This window comes from Clostridium drakei (assembly GCF_000633595.2).
GTDB lineage: Bacteria > Bacillota > Clostridia > Clostridiales > Clostridiaceae > Clostridium_AM > Clostridium_AM drakei.
On record NZ_JIBU02000009.1, the window covers coordinates 42,271 to 59,135 of the forward strand.

The 16,865-nt window shown below is 28.4% G+C and carries 16 protein-coding genes and 1 tRNA gene; 11 read left to right on the forward strand and 6 right to left on the reverse strand.

All coding sequences use genetic code 11. From position 1 onward, the window contains the following. Window positions 1-27: 27 nt before the first annotated feature. From EG57_RS0205210 to iadA, 3 genes are all read right to left on the reverse strand, one after another. On the reverse strand, window positions 28-705 hold the full coding sequence (locus tag EG57_RS0205210; RefSeq protein ID WP_032076225.1) for an ATP-binding cassette domain-containing protein: 678 nt from the start codon (window positions 703-705) through the stop codon (window positions 28-30). 18 nt (window positions 706-723) lie between these two features. Continuing rightward, a complete protein-coding gene (gene modB / locus EG57_RS0205215; RefSeq protein ID WP_032076226.1) occupies window positions 724-1,383 on the reverse strand; it encodes a molybdate ABC transporter permease subunit in 660 nt (219 codons plus the stop codon). A gap of 154 nt (window positions 1,384-1,537) precedes the next feature. Next, window positions 1,538-2,713 (reverse strand): beta-aspartyl-peptidase, encoded by a 1,176-nt coding sequence (gene iadA / locus EG57_RS0205220; RefSeq protein WP_032076227.1) that lies wholly within the window; start codon window positions 2,711-2,713, stop codon window positions 1,538-1,540. 236 nt (window positions 2,714-2,949) lie between these two features. Between iadA and EG57_RS0205225 the strand changes: the two genes are divergently transcribed. From EG57_RS0205225 to EG57_RS0205245, 5 genes are all read left to right on the forward strand, one after another. Beyond that, window positions 2,950-3,159, forward strand: a complete 210-nt coding sequence (locus EG57_RS0205225) for a TOBE domain-containing protein (protein ID WP_032076228.1) — start codon at window positions 2,950-2,952, stop codon at window positions 3,157-3,159. Window positions 3,160-3,479: 320 nt separating this feature from the next. Then, window positions 3,480-3,863 carry a zinc-ribbon domain-containing protein gene (locus EG57_RS0205230; protein WP_032076229.1) on the forward strand — a complete coding sequence of 128 codons (384 nt, stop codon included), beginning with the start codon at window positions 3,480-3,482 and terminating at the stop codon, window positions 3,861-3,863. Between the two features lie 107 nt (window positions 3,864-3,970). Beyond that, window positions 3,971-4,045: transfer RNA gene (locus tag EG57_RS0205235), tRNA-Glu, on the forward strand. 402 nt (window positions 4,046-4,447) lie between these two features. Continuing rightward, complete coding sequence (locus EG57_RS0205240; RefSeq protein WP_032076230.1) at window positions 4,448-5,062, forward strand: RNA polymerase sigma factor; 615 nt, start codon at window positions 4,448-4,450, stop codon at window positions 5,060-5,062. Then, window positions 5,040-5,903: a hypothetical protein gene (locus EG57_RS0205245; RefSeq protein ID WP_032076231.1), complete on the forward strand. Its 864-nt coding sequence runs from the start codon at window positions 5,040-5,042 to the stop codon at window positions 5,901-5,903. The genes EG57_RS0205240 and EG57_RS0205245 overlap by 23 nt, the downstream gene beginning before the upstream one ends. Window positions 5,904-6,101: 198 nt before the next feature. Here EG57_RS0205245 and EG57_RS0205250 read toward each other — a convergent pair whose 3' ends face one another. Both EG57_RS0205250 and EG57_RS0205255 read right to left on the reverse strand, forming a co-directional pair. Next, window positions 6,102-7,640, reverse strand: a complete 1,539-nt coding sequence (locus tag EG57_RS0205250) for a HAMP domain-containing sensor histidine kinase (protein WP_032076232.1) — start codon at window positions 7,638-7,640, stop codon at window positions 6,102-6,104. A gap of 9 nt (window positions 7,641-7,649) precedes the next feature. Next, window positions 7,650-8,327 carry a response regulator transcription factor gene (locus EG57_RS0205255; protein ID WP_032076233.1) on the reverse strand — a complete coding sequence of 226 codons (678 nt, stop codon included), beginning with the start codon at window positions 8,325-8,327 and terminating at the stop codon, window positions 7,650-7,652. A gap of 325 nt (window positions 8,328-8,652) precedes the next feature. Here EG57_RS0205255 and EG57_RS0205260 point away from each other — a divergent pair, with 325 nt between their 5' ends. Both EG57_RS0205260 and EG57_RS0205265 read left to right on the forward strand, forming a co-directional pair. Then, entirely contained in the window at window positions 8,653-9,624 is a 972-nt protein-coding gene (locus EG57_RS0205260; RefSeq protein WP_032076234.1) for a VanZ family protein, read from the forward strand. A 97-nt stretch (window positions 9,625-9,721) separates the two neighbouring features. Beyond that, window positions 9,722-10,405, forward strand: a complete 684-nt coding sequence (locus EG57_RS0205265; protein WP_032076235.1) for a M15 family metallopeptidase — start codon at window positions 9,722-9,724, stop codon at window positions 10,403-10,405. Between the two features lie 45 nt (window positions 10,406-10,450). Here EG57_RS0205265 and EG57_RS0205270 read toward each other — a convergent pair whose 3' ends face one another. After that, window positions 10,451-11,050, reverse strand: coding sequence for a TetR/AcrR family transcriptional regulator (locus EG57_RS0205270; protein ID WP_032076236.1), 600 nt, complete (start codon window positions 11,048-11,050; stop codon window positions 10,451-10,453). Window positions 11,051-11,438: 388 nt separating this feature from the next. On the opposite strand from EG57_RS0205270, the gene EG57_RS0205275 reads away from it, so the two are divergent. The 4 genes from EG57_RS0205275 to EG57_RS0205290 all read left to right on the forward strand — a co-directional run bounded on the left by EG57_RS0205275 (window position 11,439) and on the right by EG57_RS0205290 (window position 16,391). Then, a complete protein-coding gene (locus EG57_RS0205275; RefSeq protein WP_032076237.1) occupies window positions 11,439-12,443 on the forward strand; it encodes an HlyD family secretion protein in 1,005 nt (334 codons plus the stop codon). Between the two features lie 3 nt (window positions 12,444-12,446). Next, window positions 12,447-13,100, forward strand: a complete 654-nt coding sequence (locus EG57_RS0205280; protein ID WP_032076238.1) for an HlyD family secretion protein — start codon at window positions 12,447-12,449, stop codon at window positions 13,098-13,100. Window positions 13,101-13,116: 16 nt separating this feature from the next. Continuing rightward, window positions 13,117-14,661: a DHA2 family efflux MFS transporter permease subunit gene (locus EG57_RS0205285; RefSeq protein WP_032076239.1), complete on the forward strand. Its 1,545-nt coding sequence runs from the start codon at window positions 13,117-13,119 to the stop codon at window positions 14,659-14,661. 326 nt (window positions 14,662-14,987) lie between these two features. After that, the gene (locus EG57_RS0205290) at window positions 14,988-16,391 is read left to right on the forward strand and encodes a branched-chain amino acid transporter BcaP (RefSeq protein WP_032076240.1); all 1,404 of its coding nucleotides are present in this window, start codon (window positions 14,988-14,990) and stop codon (window positions 16,389-16,391) included. The last annotated feature ends 474 nt before the right edge of the window (window positions 16,392-16,865 follow it).

The window sequence follows — 16,865 nt, forward strand, 5'->3', positions numbered from 1 at the left end:
CACACCGTAATTTCATAGCTTTTTAAATTATTCAACAGAAACACTGACTTCTAAATTGTTAGTATTTTCACACTCTTTAATTTTTCCATAATCTATGTGAATTATTTTATCACCTAATAAACGAGCTTCTTCAGGATTGTGTGTAACTAAAATAACGTCTATGGAATACATCTTTTTTAACTGTAAAAATTCATCATATACTATGGATTTAGTTTGTGCATCTAGAGCTGAAAAAGGTTCATCTAAAAGAAGAACATCGGGTTTTATAGATAAGGCCCTAGCTAATGCAACTCTTTGTTTTTCGCCACCTGATATTTGCTTTGGATATCTCCTTTTTAAATGATCAATATTAAAAACCTTCATAATATGTTCAATGTAGCTGGTATCTTTTAAGTTTTTGCATTGTAAGCCAAATAATATGTTTTTTTCTATGGTCATATGAGGAAAGAGAGCATAATTTTGAAATACATAACCTATATTTCTATCTTTAATTTTCATGTTTATATTTTTTTTAGAAGAAAATATAGCTTCATTACCTACGGATATTTCACCTTTTTCAGGAGTTTTTATACCAGATATACAATCTAAAATTGTAGTTTTACCAGAACCTGAGTGTCCTTGTATAACAAGCACTTCTTTATTAAGGGAAAAATTTACATCTAAATCAAAACAATACATCTTTTTAAATATTCTAACGTTAAGCATAAAATCCATCCTTAAATATTATTTGCAGTTCCGCTTTGTCCACATGTTAAGACTATATATGGTTGTGAAACTGAAAATTAAAACTATTAACACAAGTATATTAGCAGTTCTGTTATCTCCACTTTCCACAGCAAAATATATAGCAGTAGGAATGGTTTGTGTTTTCCCTGGAATATTTCCAGCTATCATTAATGTAGCACCAAATTCTCCTAGGGCTCTAGCAAAAGATAGAACTAAACCACTTATTATACCTGGTAAGGCCAGTGGCAATGTTATTTTAAAAAATACTTTAAGTTCACTAGCACCTAATGTTCTTGCAGCGTTTTCACAGACTTTGTCCATATTTATGAAAGCTGCTTTGCAGCTTTGGTACATTAAAGGAAGAGAAACAACAAAGGAAGCTATACAAGCAGCAATTAGAGTAAAGATTATGCTTTTATTAAAAATATTTAGAATAATTTTACCAATAAAACCGTACTTACCTAATATAACCAAAAGACCATATCCTACAACTGAAGGAGGTAATACCATAGGTAAAATTACTAAAACTTCTAGAATATCTTTACCCTTAAAGTCGTATTTTGTAAATAGTCTAGCTAAAGCAATTCCTACTATACATGTAAAAAGTGTGGAAACTAAAGAAACTTTTAAAGAAATAATTATTGGACTTAGTATCATATGTAACAACCCACTTCTGTTTATTTTTCAATTCGTTATACTAATAATAGTTTAACGCAATAATCTTTTTATGTAAACAATTAAATTTGTACCAAAGCTGCTATATATAAAAATTCTATCATTTTTTATTGGAAGATTTCAATTTTATATAAGTCTAAGAATTACTTGGTTTTGAAAAAGTTCCATATACAACAGGTTTATAATTGTGTACCATAATTTTACCTTTGCATATAATTGTATTAAGGTTTAACTTTTTATCCAATATTAATAGATCAGCATCAAAGCCTTCAGAAACTTTGCCTTTATTTTCAAACTTTAAAAACTTAGCTGGTGAAGAAGTTAAAGGAATAAGAGATTCTTCCATTGAGATACCATTTTCTATACATTGTTTTATAGTTTCCATATTTGTAGATGGTAAGCCTATTTTTAAAGAAAGTAGTTTGCCATTTTCATCGAATATAGGCATACTTCCTCCAGAATCAGAACTCATAGTAATATGATAAGGAGATATATTTTCTTTAAGCATAGTTTTATAAACATCAAAAGCAAATAATGCAGTATCTCCTTCTGGTTTAATACCTGTAGTTATATCAATAAAACCTCCATTTTTAGCATATTCTATAGAATGTTTAAATGCTAATGGATTTCTGTTTACATGAGTAGGAAGTAAATTTTCATATGGTACTTCAGAGCCTTCTACTATATCAAATACAGGAGTAAGTCCTTTTTTTCCATCACCTATATGTATGTGCAAAATGCCGCATTTACCAGATAACATACCGCCAACTCTGGCTTCGGAAGCTAGATGAATTAAATCTTCAGAAGATGGATTACTGCTTCTATGATCAGATACAGCGATTTCACCTACACCTATTATTTTATCTACTAAAATAATATCTCCTCTGGCACTATCTGTTATTGTTCTTGTAGGCATTTCATAACATCCTGTCCAGCAGTGAGTACTAATACCTTCTGTTTCCAACGCTCTTGATTTTGCAAGTAAGTTTCCCATACTTCGTGTAATTCCATCAGTTCCTAACAATCCAACACAGGTAGTAATTCCGTTAGAGGTAAAGTCTGTAAGGTTTAGTTCAGGAGCTCTTGTGGTGAATCCACCTTCACCACCACCACCAATGATATGAACATGAAGATCAATTAAACCAGGTGTCAAAGTAAGGCCATCACCATCAATTATTTGAATTTCAGGAAAGTTTTTGTTTGGAACTTGTATATTTTTTGCTATATAAGCTATTTTATCAAAGCATATTAAAACATCGTTTTTACCTAAGTATTCTGGTGAGTAAATTTCTATATTTTTTATTAATATCATATTATATCACTACTTTCTATTAATCTAAAAATTTTATATTATAACTAATAATAAATTAGTTATACAACATTATAAATAATTTATGCTACCCTTATTCTTTTTATTCAAAAACGTACTTTTTTATAGTATTTTAAAATATAACATGTGCCTAATGAATAAAGATTAATGACAATGGAATTAATATAAATATAGATTAAGGGTTTTTAATATTATAATAAAAAGTAAGGAGATTTTTTATGCAAATAACAGGAAGAAATAAAATCAAAGGAAAAGTAATTAAAACAAAATCTGGTCAAGTGGCTGCTGAAGTTGAAATGGATGCTGGTAATGGTATAAAGATTTCAGGACTTATAACTAAATGTTCTTTAGATGAGTTGAATATTAAAGAAGGTGATGAAGTAACTGCTTTGATCAAAGCTACTTCTGTAATGTTTATAAAGGAATAATTTTCATCAAGTAATTATTATGTTCAGATGGACTTTACTTATGAGAATGGCTTTCTTCATCTGAACTGTAGAAGAACTTATTCAGGTGTGTATCAGTGCTTATTATCCACTTCGATAAATGGAGATATTAGCAATGGTGGTCATAAGATAAAAAGGCGTGAATTTTTCACGCTTTTTATATTGTATAAAGAAGATGTAAAAAGAAAAAATTTAACTTTAGAGTGGATATTTAAATTTAATTTGCATTGTAAATTAAGAGTTTTTATTGTAATATTATGAAGTAGGTTTCTTTACTAGTTCAATGTTTTTGGGAGGATATCATGTTTTTTATAGGAATATTTGGGGTAGAGGATAAGCAAAAGCAGATAAAAGACATAAACACCATAAATTGTAAGAATTGTAATGGTATTAGACATATATTAATAAAACAATATTCTTTTTTTCACATATTTTTTATACCAATTTTTAAATGGAATATAAGATATTTATTAATATGCAATAATTGCAATACTATTTATGAAATACCTAAAGAAAAAGGTATAAGGGCAGAAAATGGAGAAGATTCAGCTATTACTTATTGGGATTTAAAAATTATAGGAAATTATAATGGAGCACAGGCACAACTAAGATGTAGTAGATGCGGGAGGGGAATAGATTCTAGTTTTGAATTTTGTCCTTACTGTGGAGAAAGATTAAGATATTAATGAAAAAAATTACAAAAAATGTTGACATATAAAGAAAAATATATTATTATAATGCATGTAGTCGAAATGCTAAAGAAAAAACTTAATGTACAAAAGAAAAAATACGAGGCCCCTTGGTCAAGCGGTTAAGACACCACCCTTTCACGGTGGTAACAGGAGTTCGAGTCTCCTAGGGGTCACCATTAGTTAGAATGTCAGTGTATTGAAATTTAATACACTGACATTTTTTTATGCTTAAGTTTATTTTAGGTAACAATTTTTTACCTCCAAAGTGTCCTTATAAAACTGAAGTAGCAAAGGCATATAAATACTGTTGTTGCTAATAATAGTTTTTTATAATGATTAGAAATTTTTTATATCAAATGATTCTTAGACTCAGGTGGAGTTTTGGATAAAGAAAGTTGGGGGATTGGCAATGGTAGCTATGGGATAAAGCTTTGCAGATAGTTTATAATTCAGGTAAAAGCAGTGTTATTATTAAAATTGTATATCAATTTATTATTTTTATTTAAAAAAATTTTTGAACCTTTTTTGTATATAGTGTCTCTTATATAATAGGTGCACCTAGAAAGGAAGTTGATGACGTGGATGAAATCAGTTTAATACAACGATGTAAAGAGGGCGATATGGAGGCGTTTAACACTTTATTTAACCAATATAGCAATAAAGCAATTAGGACAGTATATCTTATAATTGGACGAAATGACATAGCAGAAGATATTGTACAAGAGGCTTTTATAAAGTGTTATGAAGAAATTAAAAGTTTAAAAAATACTGAAGCCTTTCAGTCTTGGTTTTATCGCTTACTTACAAGGATAGTTTGGCGTTATTGTTCAAAGAAAAAAAATTATTTACATACAGAAAGTATGGATGATAATAATAGAAATACAATTGCAGATAGTTTAGTACTATCTGATATAGCTGAAAAATATGAAATTAAAAGGTTTGTAAATGAAGCTATTGATAAATTAAGTGTACCCTTAAAAACAACTGTAATTCTTTATTATTATAATGAATTGTCCATTAAAGAAATATCAAAAATTTTGGGATGTTTTCAAGGTACAGTTAAATCAAGACTTCACAATGCTAGAAAGCTTTTACAAAAGGAGTTGAAAAGTAAAAAGTTTGAAGGATATTATTTTTATAATGGTTCAGATGGAAAGGAGCAAGATAAAAATGTCAAAGCAACAACAATTTGATGATATAGTAAAATCAGCTTTAGTAGGTAAAGCTGAAAAAGTATTTACATCAGAGAATATGTTTGAAAATATAAAAAATGGAATTCAATTAGATAGAAATAAAAAAATATTTAATTTAAAGGAAAGGTTACCATATTTTAATTTAAAAAAGTCTGTGATTACAGCAGCATGCTGTATGTTTGTAGCTGCAGGGGCAGTTTTTGCAATTTTTCCTAATGCTACAGTTTCGGCTCTTCAAAGTATAGAAGAATATGCTAATGGATATATAGGTATGAAAAGTTATGATAAAGTACCATCAAGTGACAAATTAAAAAAGGATTTAGGTTACGATGCAAAAATACCAGCAGTGTTTTCAGAAGGATACAAATTAATTGATGCTGAAATAACTGGTCATATTGATGGCTCAACCCCAGATAAACAATATGATAAAAAACAAGTAGAATGCATATATTCAAAGAATAACAGTAAAAAAGAAAGCGTGGACTTAAGTATTTGGAAAGTTGGAGCAAAAAAAGACCCACTAATATATAAAAATGCTAAAGCTGTAGCTGTTGGTAATATTAGTGCATATTGGGCAGAATATGTGGTTCATATAGTACCTGATAATGTTAAATTAACAAAAGATCAGGTTGCTAAAGAAAATAAAGCTTGCAAGAGTGGGAAAGAAATATTATCTTATGTTAGTAGTGATGATGATACAAATCTTAAAGAAGAATTTAAAACTAAACATTCATTAAAATGGACACAAAACAATGTGAATTATCAACTTACTGATGAAAATAATAAATTGAGTTTTGAAGAAATGTCAAAAATAGCTGAGAGCATAATGAATTCAAATTAAAATTAGAAAATCAAAATTAATTTTAATAAAGCATAAGAAGTATATCATATAATCAAGAATTTAATAAATGTTAGTTTGGATTTTAAATTATCATAGTAATATTTATGTATAACCAAAATCCAAACTAGCAGTTATCTATAATTCAATGATTAATAAATAATTTTAGCAAATAAGATAATGTATAATTTAATGTGATTTTTAATTTATAGTTTTTAATGTAAAAAAGAAACAAACACCCTTTGGTGTATTTTTAGCACCATAATTACTATTATGAAGTTCAAGGATTGCTTTGGATATAGCAAGTCCAAGACCTGTTCCACCAAACTTTTTATTTCGAGATTTTTCAACTCTATAGAAGGTTTCCCAAATTCTATTTATTTCAGCTTCGATAATATTTTTACCAGAGTTTTTAATTGATATTTTTACGTAGGTTATCATGTTTTCTAAGGATAACTCAATATATCCCTTTTCTGGTGTGTTATCTACAGCATTATTTATAAAGTTGAATAATACTTGGCTTATACGAAACTCATCTCCTATAACTAATATATCACTGCAGATATTGCAGTTTAGTGTAATATTTCTTTCTCTAACAATATTTTCGTATTTAGCACTTACCTTATTTATAAGATTATTTATATAGAATTCAGAAATATTAAGTTTATATCCTACAGATTCTAAGGTTGAAAGTTCTAATAAATCTTTTACAAGTTTATCCATTCTTTCTGTTTCATCGAGTATGGTTTTAAAAGCTAAATCTCTTTCTTCTCCTTCAGCAACATCATCTTTTATACTTTCCGTGTAGCCTCTTATTAATGTAATAGGTGTTTTAAACTCATGAGTTACAGCACCTAAAAATTCTCTTCGAAGCAAATCAAGTTCCATTTGCAAATCTAAATCCTTTTGCAATTTTTCATTAGCATTAGAAAGTTTATGAAGTGTATTTTCAAGATTATATGACATAACATTTATAGTTTTAGCTAAACTTCCTATTTCATTTTCGTTTGTTATTTCACATTTTTCAGAGAAATTTAAATTTGATATTTTAGATGCAGTTTTGTTTATTTTCAATATAGGCATTGCCACCCAATATGCAAGAATTATGGAAACAATAAAAATTAAAATAATTAAAAATAAACATATACAAATAGCATATTTTTTTAATATATTTGAAGATGTTGACGTAAAAACTTCTGGAATAATTGCAGCTACATAAATATAATCAGATTTTGATACCTTATATATTTCTTCCGATACTATATATTTGGTGGGAATTTTATATTTGTTATAAATACGGAAAAGGGGCATTTTATCTCCTGTATCAGGAAAATAGTGTATGCTGAAATTGTAATTTATAATTTTATTTCTAATATAGTCAACATAATAAGGATCAAATTGTGATTTTGTATTTTGTGTGATTTTTACATTATTTAAATCTTTATCAAATACAATAAAGTTTATCAGGTTTTGATTTTCAAACTTTTCCAAGGAGCTTAATTGTATTTTTTCAAAAGCAGTGAATTTATAATTTATTCCTTCATTATTGAAGATAATTTTACTTATAAAATCATCTGTAAACAATTCTATATGTCTTTCTCTTTCTATAGTGTTTTGGGAAATATTATAGGTTCTTCCTACTATAAATACTTGGATAAAAACAATAATACACAGAAAAGAAATTAATATTGAAGATAAAATTATAAAAAGTTTAAATATAATACTTTTATAAAATTTCATATTTTACCTCTATAAAGCATCAAATTTGTACCCTCTACCTTTAACTGTTACTATAAATTTGTGATTGTCACCTAGTTTTTGTCTTAATCTTCTAATATGTGTATCAATGGTTCTTGGATCTCCAAAATAGTCATATCCCCATACTTTATCAAGTATTATGTCCTTTGATAAAATAATTCCTTTATTTTTTATTAAAAATTTTAATAAATCATATTCTTTATGTGTCATTACTATCTTCGAATTGTCTACTGTAACTTCACCAGAATTAAAATCTATAATAAAACCATCTTTTGAAAAAATATTGTTATTAACATTTATTTTATTATCGACTCTATTTAAAAGAGCATTGGCTTTTGCTACAAGTACTTTAGGGCTGAAGGGCTTGGTTACATATGCATCAGTACCTTCATCGAAGCCCTGTAGTATATCCTGTTCTTCAGTTTTTGCAGTAAGCATAATAATGGGTACATTAGAGATCCTTCTAATGCATTCACAAACTTTAAAACCATTTATATAAGGAATCATTATATCAAGAATAATTAAATCTATTTTATTTAATTTGAATATATCTAAAGCTTGATTTCCATCTTCAGCCTCATATATATTGAAATTTTCCTTTCTAAAGTACATAGCTATTAAATTTCTAATTCCTGCATCATCCTCAACTATAAGGAGATTTTTAAACATAATACTTATCACCTCTTAATGAAATTTAAATTATTTCACGTTCCTGTAACATTGGAATTTTAATATAAACTTGTGTGACATTGACAGCTTAAATTATATACTATATCAATTTTTTATCAAGTTTTAGTTTAACTATAATAATTATTAACGAATTCTATTTAGTATGGAGGTTATAGTAGGTAATCGTAAAATAAAGTGAACGTTTTTTATACAAGATGTTTCTTATATTAACGAGTGAATTTTTTAAAGTATCAAAAGAAATATTTAATACTAGGATGGTAACAAAAAATGAAAGTTTACATTTTAAAGGAAGAAGGGGAATGATATGAAATTTAAATTTGATAAAACTAGGTTATTAAAGGCTGTATTATGGATTTTATTTATAGCGTATATTGCTGCTTTGTTTAAAATTTTGATATTTAGATATCTTTCAATAAGTCAATTATTTAGTGGAAGTTATGGAAAAATCAGGTCAATTAATTTAATTCCATTTAAAACAGTTATTCAAGATATTGTTAATAGTAGAACAATGGGATATATGAGAGCAATATCTAATACTTTTGGAAATATAATAATATTTATACCTTTTGGCTATTTTATACCTTCTTTAAATGAAAAATATTCAAGGTTTAGTAATGTGTTAATATCTACAGCTTGTTTTAGTTTATTTTTTGAAATTTCTCAGTATATTTTAGGTGTTGGAAGCAGTGATGTTGATGATATTATTTTAAATACTACGGGAGGAATTATAGGATATGTTTTATATAAATACATCAATAAGCTGATACCAAAAAGAAACACCTTTTATATGAGCATAATAATAACAACTTTTATATTTTTTATTGGTGGAGGTATTGTTGCTGTAGATCAATTTGGGACATACTTAGGAATTAGTAAATTGCATGAACAAGTTATTGGTGGAGAAAATGTTCCAAAAGGTAAAGCGGATATATTTGGAAAGTTGGTGAATAGTAGTGGTGATTTAGTTACTATAGATACAAATATTGAAAATGAAAAAGACGAAAGTATTAAAGACGAAAGTATTATAGTATCTTCTAATAATATTAAAAATGCTAATGAAAAGAAAGCTGAAGTAATGTTAAATAAATCCACTAAGGTTTATTTGAAAAAAGGTGTTTTAAAGAAAAAATTTTTAAAAGGATATAGTTTAACAGTTACCTATAGTAAAATTTCTACTGAGAATATAAGTAAGTTATCATCTGGTGCAAAAATATCTGTATGGGGAAAATATGAGAAAGGAAAATTAATTGCAAATGTAATTAGTATTGAAAATTAATTGCAAATGTAATTAGTATTCTTGATGAATCTAGGGAATAACAAAATTTTTAATCTTTAAATCACTGTTTAAAAATGAGGTATGGAGGTGTATATGAGTGAAAAAATTACTTATGATGCCAGTATTATTTCTGGCTGTAATAATGATGGTTTACTCAGTATTTAAACCAAATCAAACTATAAATAATTTAGCTTATGGAAGTGATAAAAAAACTGGTGATGTTTTAATTTTAGTAAATAGAGATCAGAGGTTATCAAGCAATTATATGCCTAAAAGTTTAACAATACCTAATGTGAATTTTGCATTTAATACATCTCATGAAGAAAAAATGATGCAGGGTGAGGCTGCTAGAGCTTTGGAAAATTTATTCGCATATGCGGGTAAGCAAGATATAAATTTGTATGGTAACTCTGGTTATAGATCTTATAAATCACAAAAGCAGGTCTATAATGAAAGAGTAAAAAAGGTTGGTAAACAGCAAGCTGATGAGTATGTGGCACAACCTGGAGCTAGTGAACATCAAACTGGTCTTGCAATGGATGTAACTAATAAAGAGGGAGCACAAGGTCGACTAATGGTAGACTTTGGACAAACTAAGGAAGGAAAGTGGTTAAAGGCTAATGCCTATAGATTTGGATTTATCATGAGATATCCAAAAGAAAAAGAATCTATAACAGGTTATAATTATGAGTCGTGGCATATCCGATATGTTGGAAGAAAGGCAGCAAAGCAAATGTTTGATAAAAATTTGGTATTGGAAGAATACTTAAATGAGAAATAATTTATATTTTTGAGAGGACAGTGACTGTCCTCTCAAAAAGTTGTATTACTTACATTGGATAGATTCAATTAATAATTCAATATAATCATATCTAACATTTCTATTTTTATAATCAAGTTTGGCGATATTCTCTACTTTATTACCTAATAATATAGGAAATATCAAAGTGCTAATTATTTGTAAGCCCATCATGTGCAAGTGATAATCGTCTTTAATATCTGTCAATTCTTTTAAAATATTCATTAAGCTTGTAATTCCTTCTTCTTGAAGAAATTTCATATATTCAGGTTGAACTTCTTCATTACATATAAGTTTGTTAACGAAGTTTTTAAATACATCAGGATATTCTATACTAACATCTGAATAACTTCTAAGAAAATTTCTAAGCCTTTCTACTGGTGGTAATTCATTATTGTCAAGAATTTTAAATGAGTTTTTAAACATACCAGTAAAACATTTTAAAGCTTCATTAATTACATTATCCTTTGATCCAAAATGATAATTAATAGATGCTATATTCACATCAGCAGCTGCTGCTATTTTTCTTGTAGTAACATTTTGAAAGCCTTCCTTTCCAATAATATAAAGTGTTGAATTTAGTATTCTTTCTTTTGCGTTTGACGCATTTTTTAAATTATTTTTCATATGAATTCCTCCTAAGCGGTTAACAGAAATCTATGATTTTGTGTGAATCGCTTATTACTATTATATATAAACAATGTTTAAAACATATTTTAATATTATCATACTAATTTATATATTTTTTGTCAACAACAAAAGTCATAAGTATATGTTTTTTTATTATAATTTACAAAAGTATTTTGGTAATATAAAGGTGTATGTAAAAATAACTTTTTTACATACTAACTTTAAAAAGAAAAATTATATTGACAACTAGTAAGGTTAGTATTAATATTTATTTAAACAATGTTTAAAACAATGATTAAAACAATGCTCAAAAAAATTTGAAAATCAATTGATTTTGGTTAGTAACAAAATTTTTAATATTTTTAATAAAGGGGGAAATATGTTTATGTTAAGTAAAAAAAGAATAAAAAAATTAATACCATTGTTATTATCATTAACTATCACAACATTATTTTCAGGATGTTTCTCGAATGAAAATAATTTTAAAGAGACTAGTGAAAATAAAACACAATCTGAAGATATATATATTTTAAGTGGAAAAATTCAAGCAGATAGTTATGCAAATGTATCTTCTCAAATCAATGCAAAAGTAACTGAAATTAAAGTAGATGTGGGTACTAAAGTAAATGCTGGTGATCCAATCATATACTTAGACAATAAAGACCTTCAATCTCAAGTGAATCAAGCAGAAGCTGCTGTTTCAACCAATCAAGCCAACTTAGATAAAATTAAAGCTGGAACAAGACCGGAATCAATTGCTTCCCAAAGGGCTCTTGTTGATGGAGATAAAACAGCTTATGATATTGCTCAAAAAAACTATAATCGTCAAAAACAGTTGCTTCAGGGGGGGAATACTGCTGAAGTAAACCTTGAACAAGCACAGCAGGCATTCTCTGCAGCAAAAGCTAAGTATGATGCAGATTCACAAGCATTAGCTTCTATGGAAAATGGTCCAACACAAAGTGATATAAATGCATCTTGGGCACTTGTGAAGCAAGCTAAAGCTGCAGTAGAAATATCGAAAACTTCATTAACTCATACAGTTATTACAGCACCAATATCAGGAACAGTTACTTTAAAAAATATAAATGTAGGAGAAATGTCTGGTGCTAACCAACCTCTTGTTACAATTGTAAGCAGTGATGGGTTTCATATAGATAGTTATGCACCAGAGAACTTACTTGCCAAGTTAAAAGTAGGACTTCAAGTTAATGTTAAAGTATCTGGATTTTCAGATAAAGTGTTTCAGGGTGAAATTTCAACAATAAATTCACAAATAGATTCTCGCAATAAGGATGCTTTAGTAAAAATAGATCTTAAAGATCATAGCGATATTTTAAAACCAGGTATGTTTGCAGAAATAGGGTTGAAAAATAAGGTGGGTGAATAAATTATGAAATCAAATAAAAAGATGTTAATAATTCCTGTGTTTATATTAATGTTAGTAGTTGTAGGAGGCATAATTGCATATTATTGGTACAATTCTACATATTTTGTTTCAACAGATGATTCAACAGTTCAAAGTGATTTGGTAAAAGTAGCGCCACAAATTACAGGTAAACTTGCAGAAATAAATATTAAGGATGGTCAGTATGTGGAAAAGGATCAAATAGTAGGTAGGGTTGATATGGGCAATTTAGCGGATATAGCTACAGACTCCTCCGTTGTAAGATCTCCAATTAGTGGAATTATATTAAAAAAGCAAGGAACTGCAGGTGAGGTGGTTACTGCAGGACAACCACTTGCTACAATGATAGATCCATATGATCTTTATGTGAATGCTAATATAGATGAAACAAAACTTAAAAAGGTAAAAGTGGGGCAAAGTGTTGATATTACTGTAGATGAATATAATGGATTAAAATTAAGTGGTAAAGTTATAAGCGTTGGAGATTACGCTAATTCTGATTTGTCTGTTATTCCTACGTCTACTAGTGGAACTTTCACGAAGGTTGTACAGAAAATTCCTGTAAAGATTTCATTATCTAAAAATAAATATAAACTATTACCTGGAACAAATACTGTTGTTAAAATCCATGTTAAATGAAAAGAGGTAGATTTTTATGGAAAAAGATATTACATCACATTCATATAGATGGTTTGCTCTTGCAGCAGTAGTTATGGGTACATTTATGGCTATTCTTGATACTAGCATAGTAAATATCGGAATACCTAAAATGATGGCAGTTTTTAATGTATCTTTGGATTCTGTTCAGTGGGTATTAACTGCATATACGCTTACATTAGGCGCTATCGTACCTCTTACAGGATTTTTAGGAGAGAAATTTGGAAATAAGAAATTATATATTTTTGCATTAATTTCATTTACATTAGGTTCTTTTTTATGTGGTATGTCCTGGAGCAATTCAGCCATGATAATTTTCCGTGTGCTGCAGGCTCTTGGAGGTGGAATGATTATGCCAGTTAGTATGACTATTATTTTTCAGATGTTTGAACCTAAAGAACGTGGACTTGCTATGGGATTTTGGGGAATAGCTAGCATGGCAGCTCCTGCTATAGGACCTACTCTTGGTGGTTTTATTATTGAAAAATTGGATTGGAGATTAATTTTTTATGTAAATGTTCCTATTGGAATTACAGCAATAATTTTATCAACAATATTGTTAAAGGAATTTCCACATAAGGCTCCTGAGAAAGTTGATATTACAGGTTTTATATTCTCAACGGTTGGCATTGTAAGTGTTTTATATTTACTAAGCGAAAATCCTATAGATTGGAGTGATGTACAGAATCCTGTTATTTTAACAATAGGTATTTTCAATCTTATTATGTTTGTTATAAATGAACTGACAGTTTCAGAACCACTTTTAGATTTAAAAGTACTAAAAAAATTAAACTTTTCATTTTCTTTAATTGCTTTAACATTAATAAATATGGCATTGATGGGAGGAGTATATGCTATACCTCTATTTTTACAAAGGCTCAAAGGATATACAGCTATGCAAACAGGTATATTAATGTTTCCATCTGCAATTGTTACAGGGTTAATGATGCCTATAAGTGGAAAGGTAGTAGACAAAATAAATCCCAAAGTAATAATATTACCTGGATTAGTTTTACTTGGAATATCATCATATCAATTGGCACAAATAGATTTAAATACGTCTAGGGATATGACGAATTTACTTTTGATACTTCGAGGTGCAGGATTAGGACTTTCTATGATGCCACTTACTACATTGGGAATGAATGTTCTACCACAAAGTTTAATTTCCCAAGGTTCAACTCTCCAGAATACTTTTAAACAAATAGCAGGATCTGTTTCCATAACTATGATGACACTTTCTCTTACAAGCAAATCAGATATATATTATTATAGATTATCAGAACAGGTAACACCTTTTAATGTGCAAGCAGCAGTATTTTTGAATCAAATGCAAAGTAAACTAACACTTAATGGAATATCATTAACTCAATCGCAAGTTCAAGCTAAAAGTATTCTTATGGGACTTTTAAAAAAACAGGCTTCTGTAAATGCATTTGATTATATATTGATGCTATGTGCACTATTTGTATTAATAGCATTAATTTCAACTTTATTAATAAAAATTAAACATAAAGTGGAAATTGAGTCGGTTGAGAACTAATATTTATGCTTGGCTAAAAATATTACATAAAAGCGTGATAAAAAAGTCACGCTTATTTTTATTCAAAATTTTATACTTAAGTGTTATTTGACTTAAAAAACAATTGCAATAATATATACGTTTACATTCATAATGTTGATTAAATGATAGTAAAAAGTGGTTTTAAAAAATAATTTATTAAAAAAATACGAATAAAATTATAAAAATGATATTGAAATATATAAATAATGGTGGTAATATAATAACAAGATTCATTTTTGAAAATTTTCATAGGATACTTTAATTTCGATCGATTGAAATGCAAATTCTAAAAGGGGGCAATAATTGTGAAAAATATATTTAGAACAAAACCCATTGAAGATCTCATAAGTGAGACGCAGGGTGAAAAATCATTAAAGAAAGTATTGGGGGCTTTCGAACTTACTATGCTTGGTATTGGTGCAATAATTGGTACTGGAATATTTGTGCTTACAGGTATTGCAGCTGCAAATTATTCTGGACCAGCGCTTGTTGTATCATTTATCATATCAGGTATTGCATGTGCATTTGCTGGATTATGTTATGCTGAGTTTGCTTCCATGGTTCCAGTAGCAGGTAGTGCTTATACCTATGGATATACAGCACTTGGTGAATTGTGGGCATGGATTATTGGATGGGATCTAATACTTGAGTATTTATTTGCTATTGCGACAGTAGCAATTGGATGGTCAGGATATATAGTTAAACTTCTTGCATCTGTAGGTATTATCATACCAAAAGCTTTAGCAAATGCTCCTGATGGAGGCGGTATTGTAAATTTACCAGCAATTCTTATACTTGCTGTAGTAACAGGTATCCTTATAATAGGTGTACAACAAAGTGCTAGATTGAATAATATAATAGTTGGAATAAAAATTGCCGTTGTTTTATTATTTATAGCATTAGGTGTAGGTCATATTAATGTAGCAAATTGGAGTCCGTTTATGCCTTATGGTTGGAGTGGTGTTTTATCAGGTGCTTCAGTAATATTCTTTGCTTATATAGGATTTGATGCAGTTTCAACTGCAGCAGAGGAAGTAAAAAATCCTCAAAAAGATTTACCAAGAGGAATTATAGGTTCATTAATTGTTTGTACTATATTGTATATTGTGGTTTCTGCAGTATTAACAGGAATGGTTCCATATCTTAAATTTAAAGAAACAGCAGCTCCAGTTGCATTTGCACTTGAGCAGGTTGGCATAACTTGGGGGTCAGCTTTGGTATCTGTTGGTGCAGTTTGTGGTCTTACTTCAGTATTAATTGTTATGTTATTTGGTCAAACTCGTGTATTCTTTGCAATGTCAAGAGATGGATTACTTCCAAAAGTATTTGGAGACGTACATCCAAAATTCCAGACACCTGTAAAAAGTACATTACTTGTTGGTATTATAAGTATGATAGTTGCAGGTTTTACTCCAATAGGAGTTGTTGCAGAACTTACTAATATAGGTACTTTAACAGCATTTATAATAGTTTCAGCAGCTGTTATAGTATTAAGAAAACGTGAGCCAGATAGAAAGAGAGCATTTAAATGTCCATTAGTACCTGTAGTTCCAGGACTTTCAATAGCTTTCTGTGCACTTTTAATATTTAAACTTCCAGTTATAACTCAAGTTAGATTTGTAGTTTGGTTAGCAATAGGACTTGTAATATACTTTGTATATAGTTATAAGCATAGCGCTATGAATAGTGGAAAAAGCAGTGCAGCATAATAATTTGCTGCATTAAGATGATATAAATTTTAAATGTATAAGCTATGAAATATAGGTTTTTACCTTAATTCATAGCTTTTTTAGTTACTTTGTAAAAAATTTTATTGAAAAGTGTATTTTTTTAAACATAAGTATTAATGCATAAAGCAGTAAAAGATAAGCTTTAAAAGTATAATTAGCATAAAGCTATCTAATATGATATAATTGGACAACAAGACTAAATTTTATTCGGTAATTAAACTACTGGATAACTGATTTAAAGTCATAGGAGAAACAAGCTTCAACTAAGTAGATTCATTGATATTGAGAAGGGAGATAAACCATATTGAAAGTAAATAAATTTAAATGTAACTGTGGTTGCCATAAATTTAAAATATTAGTGCTTAATATTCGAAAAAATAGTGAAATTTTAAAGTGTACCCAATGTGGACAAAAGTGGGTAAGAACAGGTTCTATTTATAAAGAGCAAAACGG